13 protein-coding genes and 1 other RNA gene are annotated in these 15843 nt (G+C 45.2%); 12 read left to right on the top strand and 2 right to left on the bottom strand.

The window, feature by feature from the left end:
- The first annotated feature begins 202 nt into the window (after positions 1-202).
- The 9 genes from FQV30_RS16445 (at position 203) to ssrA (ending at position 10088) form a co-directional block, all read left to right on the top strand.
- Positions 203-1387, top strand: coding sequence for a phosphoglycerate kinase (locus FQV30_RS16445; protein ID WP_146501218.1), 1185 nt, complete (start codon positions 203-205; stop codon positions 1385-1387).
- Positions 1388-1489: 102 nt separating this feature from the next.
- Entirely contained in the window at positions 1490-2251 is a 762-nt protein-coding gene (gene tpiA / locus FQV30_RS16450) for a triose-phosphate isomerase (protein ID WP_146501219.1), read from the top strand.
- On the top strand, positions 2244-3776 hold the full coding sequence (gpmI, locus tag FQV30_RS16455; protein WP_146501220.1) for a 2,3-bisphosphoglycerate-independent phosphoglycerate mutase: 1533 nt from the start codon (positions 2244-2246) through the stop codon (positions 3774-3776). The genes tpiA and gpmI overlap by 8 nt, the downstream gene beginning before the upstream one ends.
- Before the next feature lie 20 nt (positions 3777-3796).
- A complete protein-coding gene (gene eno / locus FQV30_RS16460) occupies positions 3797-5092 on the top strand; it encodes a phosphopyruvate hydratase (RefSeq protein WP_146501221.1) in 1296 nt (431 codons plus the stop codon).
- Between the two features lie 93 nt (positions 5093-5185).
- Positions 5186-5413, top strand: a complete 228-nt coding sequence (secG, locus tag FQV30_RS16465) for a preprotein translocase subunit SecG (RefSeq protein ID WP_106534161.1) — start codon at positions 5186-5188, stop codon at positions 5411-5413.
- A gap of 635 nt (positions 5414-6048) precedes the next feature.
- Positions 6049-6795 carry an alpha/beta hydrolase gene (locus FQV30_RS16470; RefSeq protein ID WP_146501222.1) on the top strand — a complete coding sequence of 249 codons (747 nt, stop codon included), beginning with the start codon at positions 6049-6051 and terminating at the stop codon, positions 6793-6795.
- 23 nt (positions 6796-6818) lie between these two features.
- Positions 6819-9134 (top strand): ribonuclease R, encoded by a 2316-nt coding sequence (gene rnr / locus FQV30_RS16475; protein WP_146501223.1) that lies wholly within the window; start codon positions 6819-6821, stop codon positions 9132-9134.
- Positions 9135-9183: 49 nt separating this feature from the next.
- Positions 9184-9648: an SsrA-binding protein SmpB gene (smpB, locus tag FQV30_RS16480; RefSeq protein WP_146501224.1), complete on the top strand. Its 465-nt coding sequence runs from the start codon at positions 9184-9186 to the stop codon at positions 9646-9648.
- Between the two features lie 86 nt (positions 9649-9734).
- Positions 9735-10088: a transfer-messenger RNA gene (gene ssrA, locus FQV30_RS16485) on the top strand.
- Positions 10089-10425: 337 nt separating this feature from the next.
- Here ssrA and FQV30_RS16490 read toward each other — a convergent pair.
- On the bottom strand, positions 10426-10842 hold the full coding sequence (locus FQV30_RS16490; RefSeq protein WP_146501225.1) for a hypothetical protein: 417 nt from the start codon (positions 10840-10842) through the stop codon (positions 10426-10428).
- Positions 10843-11345: 503 nt separating this feature from the next.
- Between FQV30_RS16490 and FQV30_RS16495 the strand changes: the two genes are divergently transcribed.
- Positions 11346-12242 (top strand): arginase family protein, encoded by an 897-nt coding sequence (locus FQV30_RS16495; RefSeq protein WP_146501226.1) that lies wholly within the window; start codon positions 11346-11348, stop codon positions 12240-12242.
- Positions 12243-12710: 468 nt separating this feature from the next.
- Positions 12711-14180: a Na+/H+ antiporter NhaC gene (gene nhaC / locus FQV30_RS16500; protein WP_222434335.1), complete on the top strand. Its 1470-nt coding sequence runs from the start codon at positions 12711-12713 to the stop codon at positions 14178-14180.
- Positions 14181-14311: 131 nt separating this feature from the next.
- On the opposite strand, the gene FQV30_RS16505 is transcribed toward nhaC, so the two are convergent.
- Positions 14312-14905, bottom strand: coding sequence for a CHRD domain-containing protein (locus tag FQV30_RS16505; protein ID WP_146501227.1), 594 nt, complete (start codon positions 14903-14905; stop codon positions 14312-14314).
- 243 nt (positions 14906-15148) lie between these two features.
- Between FQV30_RS16505 and FQV30_RS16510 the strand changes: the two genes are divergently transcribed.
- On the top strand, positions 15149-15826 hold the full coding sequence (locus FQV30_RS16510; protein ID WP_255473517.1) for a class D sortase: 678 nt from the start codon (positions 15149-15151) through the stop codon (positions 15824-15826).
- The last annotated feature ends 17 nt before the right edge of the window (positions 15827-15843 follow it).

The following is a 15843-nucleotide window of genomic DNA, read 5'->3' on the forward strand; positions in this document are numbered from 1 at the left end:
CCCTGCCCCTTCTTTTTATTTAAAGAGTAAACTTGATGCTAATTCGGAGCAGGAATGTTTTTATCCAGCTCCAGCGTCCAGCCCCTCGAGTCGCTTCTGCCTAGCCTGCAAAGGCAAAAAGCGCCATTGCCAGCTATGCTTCCAGCACTTGTCGGAGCTGAGGGGACGCTTACGCTTTTAAAGAGAAACGGGAGGTATTTTCATGCAAAAGAAAATGACCATGAAAGACGTAGACTTAAAAGGAAAACGAGTATTTTGCCGGGTAGATTTCAATGTGCCGATGTCAGAAGGCAAGATCACGGATGATACAAGAATCCGTGCAGCTCTTCCTACAATCAACTATTTGATTGAAAAAGGAGCAAAAGTAATACTTGCAAGTCACTTAGGCCGACCGAAAGGGACTGTCAATGAAGATATGAGACTGGCTCCAGCTGGAGTCAAGTTAGGTGAATTATTACATAAAGATGTGAAAAGCCTCGACGAGTCGGTCGGGGAAAAAGTAGAGCAGGAAATTGCGTCGATGAACGAAGGCGATGTCATTTTACTGGAAAATGTCCGTTTCCACGCTGGCGAAGAGAAAAACGATGAAGAGTTGGCTAAAGAATTTGCCGCTTTAGCGGATATTTTCGTTAATGACGCTTTTGGAGCAGCCCATAGAGCGCATGCATCGACTGCAGGAATCGCGAACTATTTGCCGTCGGTTTCAGGATTGCTGCTTGAAAAAGAGTTGGATGTGTTAGGAAAAGCGCTATCTGAGCCGGATCGTCCGTTCACTGCCATCATCGGCGGTGCAAAAGTGAAAGATAAAATCGGCGTTATCGATAACTTGTTGGAGAAAGTGGACAACTTATTGATTGGCGGCGGCCTTTCCTATACATTCCTGAAAGCCCAGGGCATTGAAATCGGGACATCGCTGCTTGAAGAAGACAAAATGGAGTTGGCGCTGTCATTCCTGAAAAAAGCGGAAGAAAAAGGCGTTAAACTTCATTTGCCGATCGATGTGGTCATCGTGAAGGAATTCTCGAATGACACGGAAACAAAAGTAGTCAAAATCGATGAAATCCCTTCCGACTGGATGGCCCTTGATATCGGACCGGAAACTGTAAAATTGTATGCCGATGTGATCGCTAATTCCAGATTGATCATTTGGAATGGTCCGATGGGAGTGTTTGAAATGTCTTCATTTGAGAATGGCACAAAATCGGTTGCGGAAGCGATGGCCAACACTGAGGGCTATACCGTTATCGGTGGAGGAGATTCAGCTGCAGCAGTAGAGCAATTCCATGTGGCAGATAAAATGGACCACATTTCTACAGGCGGCGGAGCTTCACTGGAGTTCATGGAAGGCAAAGAATTGCCTGGCGTTACAGCATTGACCGACAAATAAGAAAAAATCATTTGGTCGAACAATTTAAGCTTGATCGTCAGTGGTCTCCGGCGATAGCGGAAATTGCTGACGGTTAAAGCTGGATAAAAGGGAGTGGCTTTTTTGAGAAAACCAATTATTGCAGGAAACTGGAAAATGTATAAAACCGCAACGGAAGCAAAGGAATTTGTGGAAAAAGCAAAAGGTCTTGTTCCGGATGCAGAAAAAGTGGATGCGGTCATTTGCGCCCCTGCTTTGTTTTTGAACCAATTGGTGATTTCAGCCCAATCGAGCCCGCTCCAAATCGGCGCTCAGACGATGCATGAAGAAAAAGAAGGCGCGTTTACAGGCGAAATCAGCGCAGCCCAACTTGTTGATATCGGCGTTAAATACGTCATTATCGGCCATTCGGAGCGCCGCCAATATTTCAACGAAACAGATGCTTCGGTCAATAAGAAAGTGCATGCGGCCTTTGCTAACGGCTTGACTCCGCTTATGTGCGTCGGTGAAACGCTGGAAGAGCGCGAAAGCGGATCAACAAGCAAAATCGTCGAAGAACAAGTGGCACAAGGCATTGAAGGATTGTCCGAAGAGCAAGTCGCTGGCTTGGTTATTGCATACGAACCGATCTGGGCGATTGGAACTGGCAAAACAGCTACTGCGGAAGACGCCAACGAAGTTTGCGGAACCATCCGCGAAAAAGTGGCTGCACTTTATAGCGATGAAACAGCTGGAAAAGTCCGTATCCAATATGGCGGCAGCGTTAAACCGGCCAATATTGAGGAATTGCTTGGCATGGAGCATATCGACGGAGCTTTAGTTGGCGGTGCTAGCCTGGAAGTCGACAGCTTCGTGAAATTGCTGGAGGCTGGTTCGAATGCGTAAAGGGAAATATCCAGTAGCACTGATTATTCTGGATGGCTTCGGCTGCCGCCAAGAAACGTTTGGCAATGCAGTGGCGCAAGCGAAAAAACCGAATTTCGACTCACTGTGGAACAATTATCCGCATAGTTTATTGACGGCATCAGGCGAAGCGGTCGGTTTGCCCGAAGGCCAAATGGGCAACTCGGAAGTCGGGCATTTGAATATCGGGGCTGGGCGCATTGTTTATCAAAACTTGACGCGCATCAATAAATCCATCCGGGATGGCGACTTTTACCTGAATCCGGCCTTTGTGGAAGCCATTACTCAGGCCAAATCAAACGGCAAAGCGCTGCATCTGATGGGCTTGTTATCGGACGGCGGCGTCCATAGCCATTATGAGCATCTTTTCGCTCTTTTGGAACTGGCGAAGCAGCACGGCTTGAGCGAAGTTTATGTTCATGGATTTTTGGACGGGCGCGACGTGGGGCCGAAATCTGCGCTTGCGTATGTGGAAAAAACGGAAGAGAAGATGAAAGAAATCGGTGTCGGGAAATTCGCATCGATCAGCGGGCGGTATTACGCAATGGACCGCGACAAACGCTGGGAGCGCGTCGAAAGCGCGTACCGGGTATTGGTGGACGGGGACGGTGCTACAGCTTCTTCTGCCATCGAAGGAATTTCCCGGTCATACGACACGGAAGTGGTCGACGAATTCATCATGCCATTTGCCATTACAGAAGATGGCAAACCGGTAGCGACTATTGGATCCGGGGACTCGGTGGTCTTTTTCAATTTCCGTCCTGACCGGGCCATTCAATTGACTTCGGTTTTCGTTCTTGACGATTTTAGCGGATTCGAAAGAAGCCTGCGCCATCCGCAGGAACTTTCCTTTATTTCCTTTACACCCTACAGCGACGAACTGTCGACACGCATCGCATTTACCAGCCAGAACCTGAATCAGACGGTCGGGGAAGTGGTGGCAGCGAACGGGCTGACGCAATTGCGCATTGCAGAGACTGAAAAATATCCGCATGTTACGTTCTTTATGAGCGGTGGGCGTGAAGATGTGTTTGAAGGCGAAGAGCGGATTCTTGTCTCTTCTCCGAAAGTGGCGACATATGACCTGAAGCCGGAAATGAGCGCTTACGAAGTAACGGATCGTTTGGTGGAGCAAATCGAAAACGATGCACATGACTGCATCATTTTGAATTTCGCCAATCCCGATATGGTCGGGCACAGCGGAATGCTTGAACCGACAATTCGCGCAATAGAAACTGTCGATGAATGTTTGGGCCGCATTATAGAAGCCCTGCACGCCAAAGGCGGTTCAGCGATCGTTACGGCGGATCACGGCAATGCCGATGAAGTGGTGACAGTAGAAGGGCTGCCGATGACCGCGCATACGACCAATCAGGTTCCGGTCATCGTCACTAAAAACGGCGTGGTTCTTCGGGAAGATGGAATTCTCGCAGACTTGGCGCCGACTGTATTGAAATTATTGAATGTTGAACAACCAGCAGAAATGACTGGAAAACCATTATACTAAACCAAAGGGAGCTGTTTTTTATGCCAATTATCACTGACATTCTTGCACGCGAAGTATTAGATTCACGAGGAAATCCAACAGTAGAAGTAGAAGTATTCACAGAAAGCGGAGCATTCGGGCGCGCAATCGTCCCTTCAGGCGCTTCTACAGGGGAACATGAAGCAGTGGAACTTCGTGATGGCGATAAAGGCCGTTACCTTGGGAAAGGTGTTTTAAAAGCTGTAGAGCATGTTAACACGGAAATCGCTCAAGAAATCGTTGAAAACTATTCAGTGCTTGACCAAGTATCAATCGACAAAGCGCTGATCGAATTGGATGGCACAGAAAACAAAGGCCGTCTTGGCGCTAACGCCATTCTGGGCGTATCTATGGCCGTTGCCCACGCAGCAGCTGATTACTTGGATATTCCGCTTTACCAATACTTGGGCGGGTTCAATGCGAAGCAATTGCCGGTTCCGATGATGAACATTGTGAACGGCGGCGAGCACGCTGACAACAATGTCGACATCCAGGAATTCATGGTTATGCCAGTCGGAGCAGAAAGCTTCCGCCACGCAATTCGCATGGGTGCTGAGATTTTCCATAACTTGAAAAACGTTTTGAAAGAAAAAGGCTACAACACTGCAGTCGGGGACGAAGGCGGATTTGCTCCGAACTTAGGATCGAACGAAGAAGCGTTGACTACTATCGTGGAAGCAATTGAAAAAGCCGGCTATACACCAGGCAAGGACGTTTTACTTGCAATGGACGTTGCTGCTTCTGAAATCTATGATAAAGAAAAAGGCGTTTACAACTTGCCGGGCGACAATGCAGTGAAAACTTCAGAAGAAATGGTTGACTGGTACGAAGAGCTTTCAAACAAATACCCGATCGTTTCAATCGAAGACGGTTTGGATGAAAACGACTGGGCTGGCCACAAATTGTTGACTGAGCGCATCGGCGACCGCGTCCAATTGGTCGGTGACGACTTGTTCGTTACGAATACGAAGAAATTGGCGCAAGGAATTTCTGAAGGCGTCGGCAACTCAATCTTGATCAAAGTAAACCAAATCGGTACATTGACTGAAACTTTCGATGCAATTGAAATGGCGAAGCGCGCTGGCTATACAGCAGTCATCAGCCACCGTTCAGGCGAATCGGAAGATGTAACGATTGCGGACATCGCAGTAGCGACCAATGCCGGCCAAATCAAAACTGGTGCTCCGTCGCGTACGGACCGCGTAGCTAAATACAACCAGTTATTGCGCATCGAAGACCAATTGAATGACACATCAAGCTACTTAGGTTTGAAAACTTTCTATAACTTAAGAAAATAAGCGATTTTCCTCTTTTCCTGTTGCTATTGTCTTAGTTCAGTATTTTTGCTAAACTAAGAGATGTTGTTAGGTTCTTTTCAGGAGGTGGAATTTATGCATACGTTGTTAATGACTTTACTCGTCATCGTATCGCTCGCATTGATCGTTGTCGTATTGCTACAATCAGGGAAAAGTGCAGGTCTTTCAGGAGCCATCTCCGGTGGAGCTGAGCAACTTTTTGGCAAGCAAAAAGCTCGTGGAGTTGATTTGATCCTTCACCGGGTAACGATTGTACTTGCTGCCTTATTCTTTATACTGGCTATCGCCGTGACGAAAGTTTAATGTAGATGATCTACGCCTAACCGATCTTTGGTTAGGCGTTTTCTTTTTATAGGGATATAGGGATTTAGAAATAAATTAAAATTAAGAAGTGTATAGAAGAAAGCCCTTCAGGCGGACGCTTTCCTCGGGCATGGCTTGAGCCTCCTCAGTCGCTGCGCTTCTTGCGGGGTCTCAAGACTCATGCTATTTCCGCAGGAGTCGCCGCCTTCCGTGCTTCTTCTTAGCTTAATAAAGTTTTTAAGTATTTTCTTTTGTACCTATAAAATGAAAGTTTGCTCAAAATTGTATAAGCCATCTATAAAGCAGTTAAAGCAACATAGGGAAGAAATCCAAGTTACATCTTTCTTTAAAAATAAAAATTGTTATTTTTTTCTTTTACAGCATTACCATGGAGTAAAACGGCGGAGACTCCCGCGGGAAAGCGAAGTGCCGAAATCCACTCGGGCGCTAGTCAAGACTTGACCGAAGCCTGCGAGGGCAAGTCTTTGCGACGAAGCTAGCGCAGCGATGCAGGAGCACCTGTTTTGAGTCAGTTCGGCGCAAGCCCGCAGGAAAGCGTAGCCGTTTTACGAAATATAGATATCGCAATATTAAATATTAAATGTACTATTAACACATTAAATGGAGGGATTTTGATGCGGATATCGCAGCCAAAACCATTTTTCTTTAAATCAGGGCCGCGTGCAGTGTTGTTGCTGCACGGGTTTACTGGGAATTCAGCGGACGTCCGGATGCTTGGGCGCTTTCTTGAGAAGAACGGCTATACGTCGCTTGCGCCGCATTATGCCGGCCACGGAGTAGAGCCGGAAGAATTGCTTGGCACAGGGCCAGTCGATTGGTGGAAAGATGTAGAAGGCGCTTACCAGAAATTAAAAGATGAAGGATACGAAGAAATTGCGGTCGCAGGATTATCGTTGGGCGGCGTATTTTCATTGAAAGTAGGGTATACATTCCCTGTAAAGGGACTAATCACCATGTGTGCGCCGATGACCATGAAAACGACAGAACTTATGTATGAAGGCGTATTAAAATATGCGCGCGAATACAAGAAATATGAAGGAAAAGACCCTGAAGTTATCGAAGAAGAAATGAAGAAGTTCCAGGAAACGCCGATGGAATCATTGGTGGATCTGCGCAACTTGATCGCGGACGTTAGAGCGCATGTAGACCACGTATACGCTCCGTTATTCGTCGTCCAAGGTACGTTGGATGATGTCATCAATCCCGATTCCGCCAATGTGATCTATGAAGAGGTGGAGTCTTTCGATAAAAAATTAAAATGGTATGAGCAATCCGGGCATGTTATCACGCTCGATAAAGAAAAAGAACAATTGCACCAAGATGTGTTAGCATTTCTCGATTCGCTCGATTGGAGTGAATGAGACCGTCAGAAGGAGGAGTTTATATGGCGACAAATGAAATGGCGCTTGATCAACGGTTATTGACTTTTATGCGGGAAGACGCGTACAAGCCGTTGACTGTCCAGGAAATAGAAGAACAATTCGGCTTTGAAGATGCAGATGAATTTAAAGAACTGGTGAAAACACTGGTAAGGCTTGAAGAAAAAGGCTTGCTTGTCCGTTCAAGATCAAACCGCTATGGTGTTCCAGAGCGCATGAACTTAATGCGCGGAAGGTTCATCGGACATGCAAAAGGCTTTGGATTTGTAGCGCCGGAAGAAGCGGGCATGGATGATGTGTTCATTCCGCCGAATGAAGTGAACGGAGCTGTAAACGGCGATACGGTGATGATTCGGATTTCAGAAGGATCTTCCGGGGACCGCCGGGAAGGCGCCATCATCCGAATTTTGGAACGGGGTACGACAAAAGTTGTCGGAACGTTCCAGGACAATAAAGGATTCGGGTTTGTCGTATCTGACGACAAGAAAATGAACATCGATATTTTCATCGCCAAAGAAAATACGTTAGGCGCAGTAGACGGCCATAAAGTGGTTGTTGAAATCATCGAATGGCCGAACGGGCATAAATCGGCGACCGGTATGGTCACACAGATTCTGGGACATAAAAACGATCCAGGCGTCGATATCCTGTCGATCATTCATAAATACGGCATTGAGACCGAATTTCCGGAAGACGTGCTGGAACAGGCGAATAATGTACCAGATACGATCGATCCGGCCGATTTAACGGACCGCCGCGACCTTCGCGACCAGCAGATTGTTACGATTGATGGTGCTGACGCGAAAGACTTGGATGACGCAGTACAAGTGATCAAATTGGAAGATGGAACGTATAAGCTTGGGGTACACATTGCAGATGTCAGCCATTACGTGACGGAAGATTCTCCGATTGACCGCGAAGCATATGACCGGGCGACGAGTATTTACTTGACGGACCGCGTTATCCCGATGATTCCACACCGCTTGTCCAACGGCATCTGCTCGTTGAATCCGCAAGTGGACCGCTTGACGCTATCGTGTGAAATGATTTTCAATGACATGGGAGAATTATTGTCGCATGACATCTTCCAAAGCGTCATCAACACATCCGCCCGTATGACTTACACAGACGTATACGAAATTCTTGAAAAAGATAACCAGGAGCTGAAGGAGAAATATTCGGAACTGGTGCCGATGTTCCAATTGATGGGCGAGCTGGCTGCTATTTTGCGTGCTAAACGGGACCGCCGGGGCGCCATCGATTTCGATTTCAAAGAATCGAAAGTATTGGTGGATGAAGAAGGCTATCCGGTCGAAGTAGTTGTCCGCGAACGGACGGTAGCCGAAAAATTGATCGAAGAATTCATGTTGGCTGCCAACGAAACCGTTGCCGAACATTTCCACCGCATGGAAGTGCCGGCGCTTTACCGGATCCACGAAGACCCGAAACCGGAAAAACTGCAGCGGTTCTTCGAATTCGTCACCAACTTCGGCATCGTCGTCAAAGGGACGAGCAACCAAGTGCATCCGGCCGCATTGCAGAAAATCATTCGTTCTATCGAAGGGCTGCCTGAAGAGCCGGTCATCTCGACGATGATGCTTCGCTCGATGCAGCAGGCGAAATATTCAGCGGAAAGCCTTGGGCATTTCGGTTTGTCGACGGAATTCTATACGCATTTCACATCGCCGATCCGCCGTTACCCGGATTTGATCGTCCATCGCTTGATCCGCACGTATTTGATCAATAAGGATTTATCAAGAGCGACGATCATGCACTGGGAAGCGAGTATGGATGAGATCGCCGAACATACATCCGAGCGCGAACGCCGTGCGGTTGATGCAGAACGCGATACCGATGCATTGAAGAAATCACAATATATGCAGGATAAGATCGGGGAAGAGTTTGATGGTGTCATTTCTTCGGTTACAAACTTTGGTTTGTTTATCGAATTGCCGAATACGATTGAAGGTTTGGTCCACGTATCGAATATGACGGACGATTTCTACCGTTTCGATGACCGCCAAATGATGATGATCGGCGAACGGACGAACAAACAGTTCCGCATCGGTGATGAAATCAAGATTAAGGTAATCGGCGTTAAACCGGAAGAGTCGTCAATCGACTTTGAAATTTCCGGAATGGTACAAAGCCAGCGCCGTCCACGGAGAGATGCGCCTAAAGTGATCCGGGCGACGAAAAAAGAAGGCACCGGAACGAAAAAACAAGGCGAAGCGGGACCAACGCGCAAGCCGAAAAACAAAAAGAAAAAGTTCTATGAAGGCGCTGTGAAAAAATCAGGCAGCCGCAGAAAGAGAAAGTAAAGGAGCGGCTCCATAGCCGCCCTTTTTAACTGTACATGGGGTGAAAAAGATGGCAAAAGGTGAAGGCAAAGTTATTGCACAAAACAAAAAGGCCACATTCGATTATTTTATTGAAGAAACGATCGAAGCGGGCATTGTCTTGCAGGGAACAGAAATCAAATCGGCGCGAAAAGGCAAAGTGCAGCTAGTCGATGCATTTGTGCGGATCCGGAACGGTGAAGCCTGGATTTCGAATATGCACATTGCGCCGTATGAGCAAGGAAACATTTTTAACCATGAACCGACGAGAGTCCGGAAGCTGCTCTTGCACAAAAAGCAGATCAACGAATTGATTGGCGTTTCCAAGCAGCAAGGCTCCAACATCATTCCGTTGAAGATGTACCTAAAAGACGGTTATGCGAAGGTATTGCTTGGCGTCGGTAAGGGTAAGAAAAACTACGACAAGCGCCAGGACCTGAAGCAAAAAGATGCAAAACGCGAGATTGACCGCGCACTGAAAGACCGCAGCCGTTAATACTTGTAGTGAGACCATTATTGTCTTATAATATCTATATAACACAAGCATAGAAGCCTTGCTTCTTCCGTGTTCCTTTATAATGAGGGGACGTTACGGATTCGACAGGGATGATCTGGGCTTGGGTTGCGCGTCGGAGGATCGGCTTCGTTACCAACGTACCTATAATAACAGGCAAAACAAACCAAAACCTAGCATTCGCAGCGTAAGCTCGGATCTGCTTTATCTATCCATCGCCCATGTGGCTGGGTAAAGCTCAACTTTAGTGGGATACGGTCGGCAGTGCCACTTGAGCTGCCGGCAAGAGATTCGCAAGTTAGTGCCCAGGACGCCCGCTTATTGGCAGAATGGCGCATGAAACCCTAATAAGTAAGCTACACGCGTAGAGGCTCAAGTAGCGGAGTTTCTGGACGCGGGTTCGACTCCCGCCGTCTCCATAGATTAATTTCATGGAGTTTCATAGAACGTCAAAACCCTTGACATATCAAGGGTTTTGGCGTTTTTTGATGTCATGGAATTTTATGTAATATCAAATAAACCTAGTTAAAAACCTAGTCAATTACCTCATAAAAAACCTCTATATCCTATGATGGAATAGATAAAAATTTCTCAAATTGAATTCAAATGCAGGCGGTTCCTTATTTACTTTTTATAATAGCTAACGGAGTTCACTGGCTGCTTTTTACTTGCCGAAACATTATTATGAGCAACTGAACCAGGGGATTTTATATCTCCATTATTAAAAGCTTTTAATGAGTTCTTTAAATTACTCCTATTTTAATTGATTAAATTTTTAAACCAGCTAGTCAATATAGGTATCTCAGCATTATAGACTGTAGCAATGACATTATTTCCATCTGTTATGATCAGGGAATCCAAAGGTACATTGTTTGCCTCTACAACTTCAGATATTCCACTAGCCGGCCAGTTAGTTCCACACAAAAATGGTGGCTCTGCTCCAACTAAAAATCTTGAAGGGTCTTTTTCCAGCTGTGAAATCAACTTATGGTTGAGATTATAATCTGCAAATTCATACATTTGATTATTAACTTCTGCGATAATTGTCAATTTATATAATGAGGTTCTAAACAATCTTTTTTGTTCTTTCATGTTAGGTTCAATCTTAAAATTTACTTCTTTTAATTTCAGTGATTTCGTTTTTTCTACATGAAAAGTAGCTTGTTCTAAATTCATAGACACTTCCATAGTCTCATTCCTTTATAAACATTTTGTTGTTTCATAATCTGGTCCGTTTGTTGAAAATTAACCTTTCTTAATTACCCAATCAGTTAATCTAACGCGCCAAAAAGCCATAACATCAACAGACTTGTTCGTAATTTCTTTCTATAAATATACCATTTAAGTATAGGAATTAGAGGATTGTTTTGACTAAACTGTGCCCAAAAAAACAAATAAATAGAATGTAAAGTTCATTTTTAAAAGCACCATATATGAAGTTATATTCCTTTGCGTCCGCAGCCTTTATTTTTATGCGGTCTTTCAAATGTCTTTGAATCAACATTTGGAGGCAACTAATGTTCGTTTTCGCAGCTCAAATAGCTGATGAAACGAATGGCTGCAGGTCTTATTGTAAGGTGTTTTCTTCTTGTTATAATCAAATGAAAAAAGGACACTACTTCAATTATATCAGTATGAATACTAATAAATTATGTTTATCGTAAGGAGAGGGACACCAGATGCTCAACAAACCGATCGAGGTATTTGAATTTCCTACTAATCTTGGATTGCGGAGAAAAGTGGACGAGGTTGAACCTGGGGTCAAGGCGCTGCCCAAATGGCTGAAATATCATGGCTTTTATGAAGCGCTGGGTATAGATACGGTTTATGGACTGCCGGCTCCTTTCTATTCGATGGAATATAATCTGAAGACAGGGATGCTGAACGAAAATCAGGTGATTGAATTTGCTGAGCGACAGGCACTGCTATTGGGAAAACACCTAAGGACCGATACTTTTAAGCTGCTAATTGGAGGAGATTGCAGCATTCTGATTGGAGCAGCATTGGCGTTGAAGAAAAAAGGAAGTTATGGGCTGTTCTTTGTGGATGGGCATACGGACTTTATCACTCCGAGCCTTTCGAAAACAGGTGGAATTGCAGGGATGGATCTGGCGATAGCTGCAGGCCTTGGAGAGGAAGCAATTACGAATATAGACGGACTGAAACCTTATGTTCAAGAAGACCATATTTTTTGCGTCGGCAATCGAGAATTTGACAGATCATATATCGCTCCAATCCTGGATTCTAAAATCCATTACTTTGATCTGAATCGGGCACGCTCTATGGGTGCCGCTAAAATTGTCGATGCGTTTCTAAAGATGGTTGAAGAAAAATTCTTGGACGGATTTTTCATCCACCTGGATGTGGATGTGATAAACGATGAGCTAATGCCTGTCGTCGACAGTAGAGCAGAAGATGGGTTTACGTATGAAGAGCTTGCTCCATTACTTCAGCCGCTTCTCCATCACTCTATGTGCATAGGGATGGAAATCACTATTTTGGATCCTTCATTGGATGAAAATGGCGTCTATACAAAAAGGTTTATCGATTTTTTCTTGAGTCTATTGGAAGAATGAAGACCGAACTGCCTAACTCTAGGTGTTTGGCAGTATTAAAGATATTCTTCATAACCCAGACAACAGCATCGTTTACTGTAATCACTGCTTAAAGAAGATGAAATGAAAAGACAGGAAAACTGCTGCACTCCTGTTTAAGAGAAGTATAAAATATTTGTATAAAGAAAAAACTATGGTTTTGCCTTAAATTGCTGAAAAACCGCTTTAAAACCGGCGTCTCCATAGTGAGATAAAACAGTTGGAAAACGCCAAAACCTTTTCATCAGTTTTGGCGTTTTTGATGTCATGGAATTTCTTATTAATTAGTAAGTAAGGGCTCATGAAAAAAGCAATAAGATGTAAGTGCAAAAATATTTTGCGCTTATAAAAATAAAATTTCAAACTTTTGAAAAAAACCTTTGCACCTTTTTAGAAGCAATGGCAAAATAAATGAAAGGGTTTTCATTTATGATAGCGAGGAGATGGATTATGAGAAGACAACAGGAAAGAGAGATCCCTTTTTTAATGGCTTTGATTCCGTTAGTGGTCATGATTGCCATCATGGCCGTCACAATCATCAAATTTGAAGGCAGTCCGCATGTGCCTTTATTGATCGGTGCAGCAGTTGCAGCTGCAATCGGATTGCGTTATGGAAACAAATGGGATGTGATCGAAGAAGGCGCTTATAAAGGCATCCGCATGGCGCTTCCGGCAATCGTGATCATTATTCTGGTCGGCTTGATCATCGGAGCTTGGATTGGCGGAGGCATTGTCGCTACCATGATCTATTACGGATTGAAAATCATTACACCGTCCTTGTTCCTGGTGACGATCTGCATTATTTGCGCAATTGTCACTTTGGCAATCGGCAGTTCCTGGTCGACAATGGGAACCATAGGCGTCGCCGGTATGGGAATTGGCGTAAGTATGGGGATTCCGGCAGCGATGGTGGCCGGGGCTGTCATTTCCGGGGCTTATTTCGGCGACAAAATGTCTCCGCTGTCCGATACAACAAATTTAGCTGCCGGAATCACTGGAACGGACTTGTTTGCACATATAAAGCACATGATTTATACCACGATTCCTGGTCTCATCATTGCTTTGGTTGTCTACTTCATCCTCGGCAGGCAGTTCGCTGGAGCGGCAGTGGATACAGGGAACATCAGCAGCATTTTAACGGCTTTGGAAAGCAATTTCGTGATATCTCCCTGGCTGTTGCTGGTGCCGCTCGCAGTCGTTGTAATGGTTGCCAAAAAAGTGCCTGCATTGCCGGCTCTTGCTATCGGTGTTTTGCTGGGCTGGCTATGCCATGTATTTATCCAGGGCGGCAGTGTGGCAGATGCTGTCAATACGCTCCACGATGGATTTTCCATTGCGAGCGGAAATGAAATGGTCGATAACCTGTTCAATCGCGGCGGTATCGAGTCTATGATGTATACAGTCTCCTTGACGATTGTGGCTATGATATTCGGCGGGATCATGGAACAAGCCGGAATGCTCCAAGCAATTGTGAAACAAATCCTGAAGGTGGCGAAATCAGCCGGCAGCCTTATTGCGGCTGCTGTCGTTTCTGCATTTTTCACGAACGCTACAGCATCTGAACAATACATATCGATTCTCCTTCCGGGAAGAATGTATGCTAAAGCTTTCAGGGGCAAAAAATTGCATTCGAAAAACTTATCCCGGGCACTGGAGGATGGAGGAACAGTCACTTCACCTTTAGTTCCTTGGAACACATGTGGTGTTTTTATATTTGCGACACTGGGCGTCGGGACATTTGCCTACGCACCTTATGCCGTCTTGAATTATGCCATCCCGATCATTTCAATCGCCATGGCGTTCCTCGGTTTGAAAGTCGAATTCCTGACGGATGAAGAAATAAAAGCGCTGGAAGAAAAAGAAGCAAGGCAAACGGAGGATAGCGGGGAAACCGAGCCTTCAGGGTCTTTGCTGACATAATCGTCAAAACACCAAGCTTATCAAAGCTTGGTGTTTTTTTATAATCTTATAAAAAGGCAATATAAAAAAGCTGAACTTGCATCATGGATGAATGACAGGCAAGTAGGAGTTCAGCTTTTCAGAGAAATTGCTTATGCAGTTTTTTTATTGTTTCGGCCGCTAAGCAAGATCCCGCCCGTCAATGCTGCAAGCAAGCCAAGCATTGTGTAAAGAGGGCCGTTTGTTGCTGTTGTTGGCATTTCATCGCCTTCGCCAGCCATCTCGACCTGTCCACGGATTTCTCCATCAGGATATTCTTCTGTATGAAGGTTTACGTAAATGTCTCCTGCCACCATGGCTTCAGTGAATTCATCCCAGCTCATTTCCCCGGACAAATCTTCTTCCGTGAATGTGCCTGTTGCGACTTCGCCGTTATAATCCATCGGTTCGTCGTTTTCAAAGATTGGCAGGACGACTGGACCGTTCTCACCAGGAGCGCCGCTGTGGAAATGCCCTGCCAGGGTGTTCTCCAGGTTTTCTGCATTCACCGTGAACTCCAAAGACATCCCATCTTCGCTAAACTGAACATGTGCATCACCCGAAGCATCGCTTTCAACTTCCATCGGTTCTTGGTCGGGTGTCAATTCTGCCATAAAATCCTGGCCTTCATGAGCAGCAAAAACCGATCCTGCAAATCCTGCGACTGCCAACACTGAAGCTAACGGTAAAGCCATACGTTTTTTCATACATCAATCTCCTTCTTGCATATTTCGCCACTTGGCGATACCATATTATACAACAGAATATTCTTAAAAATGTGAATTTTATGTTAATTTAATTAATTTTTTTATTAAGGACTTGAAACTTCCCACTCGTGTATTTAGAGTAAAGAATAAATACAGGTGCTATGAACAATTGATTGAATGGGTTGCTTGATGATGGGACAGAAAAAAGTTTCTATTCTACGGAGTGATGGGAAGTGAAACGGATTGAGGAAGAAACTCGGGTTGATTCTCGTCTTAATGGGTTTGTTGTTCGCAAGCTGGAACGGCTACACTTGGTTTTCTGAAGCATCTTCCGGGCGGGAACCCATCGGCGAAAATGATATTGTAGCAGCTGAAGAAATTAAAAGCATGGATGTTCCGGCTCCCGCCAAGGAGGACCCTCTTGATGAAGAAGCCAAACTCTCCTCGAAAATAGCTAAAAAACCGAAAGCGCCGGAAGAACCGAAACAGCGGGATTATAAGGAATATGAAAGGGGAGAGGAAATAGGCTGGCTGCTGATTCCTTCCCTCGATATGAAATATCCGATGTACTGGGGAACGGATGATGAAACTTTAACGCAAGGGGTGGGCTATCATGCAAGTAAATTCACCAGTCCTCCGGACGGACAGCGCCATACAGTGCTATCCGGCCATCGGGACACGGTTTTCCGTGAACTTGGCGACTTGAAAGAAGGTGATAAAATGTACGTGCAGTTCGAAGGGGTGCAATATGAATATGAAATAGAAAAGACCTGGGTTACGGATGCTGAAGACCGCACAGTAATCGTTGCAAAAGATGAACCGGTACTGACACTTACTACTTGTTATCCGTTTACGTTTGTAGGAGCGGCTCCTGACCGCTATATCATAGAAGCTCCGCTTGTGAGTATCACGAAAATGTAATCCTGATCCTTGTGAAA

It is taken from the genome of Planomicrobium sp. CPCC 101110, from assembly GCF_007859395.1.
GTDB lineage: Bacteria > Bacillota > Bacilli > Bacillales_A > Planococcaceae > Planococcus.

Excerpts from the sequence above, each read along its gene's own strand:
- FQV30_RS16445 (WP_146501218.1), top strand. The coding sequence starts at position 203 with ATGCAAAAGAAAATGACCATGAAAGACGTAGACTTAAAAGGAAAACGA.
- gpmI (WP_146501220.1), top strand. The coding sequence starts at position 2,244 with ATGCGTAAAGGGAAATATCCAGTAGCACTGATTATTCTGGATGGCTTC.
- eno (WP_146501221.1), top strand. The coding sequence starts at position 3,797 with ATGCCAATTATCACTGACATTCTTGCACGCGAAGTATTAGATTCACGA.
- secG (WP_106534161.1), top strand. The coding sequence starts at position 5,186 with ATGCATACGTTGTTAATGACTTTACTCGTCATCGTATCGCTCGCATTG.
- FQV30_RS16470 (WP_146501222.1), top strand. The coding sequence starts at position 6,049 with ATGCGGATATCGCAGCCAAAACCATTTTTCTTTAAATCAGGGCCGCGT.
- rnr (WP_146501223.1), top strand. The coding sequence starts at position 6,819 with ATGGCGACAAATGAAATGGCGCTTGATCAACGGTTATTGACTTTTATG.
- smpB (WP_146501224.1), top strand. The coding sequence starts at position 9,184 with ATGGCAAAAGGTGAAGGCAAAGTTATTGCACAAAACAAAAAGGCCACA.
- FQV30_RS16490 (WP_146501225.1), bottom strand. The coding sequence starts at position 10,842 with ATGAATTTAGAACAAGCTACTTTTCATGTAGAAAAAACGAAATCACTG.
- FQV30_RS16495 (WP_146501226.1), top strand. The coding sequence starts at position 11,346 with ATGCTCAACAAACCGATCGAGGTATTTGAATTTCCTACTAATCTTGGA.
- nhaC (WP_222434335.1), top strand. The coding sequence starts at position 12,711 with ATGAGAAGACAACAGGAAAGAGAGATCCCTTTTTTAATGGCTTTGATT.
- FQV30_RS16505 (WP_146501227.1), bottom strand. The coding sequence starts at position 14,905 with ATGAAAAAACGTATGGCTTTACCGTTAGCTTCAGTGTTGGCAGTCGCA.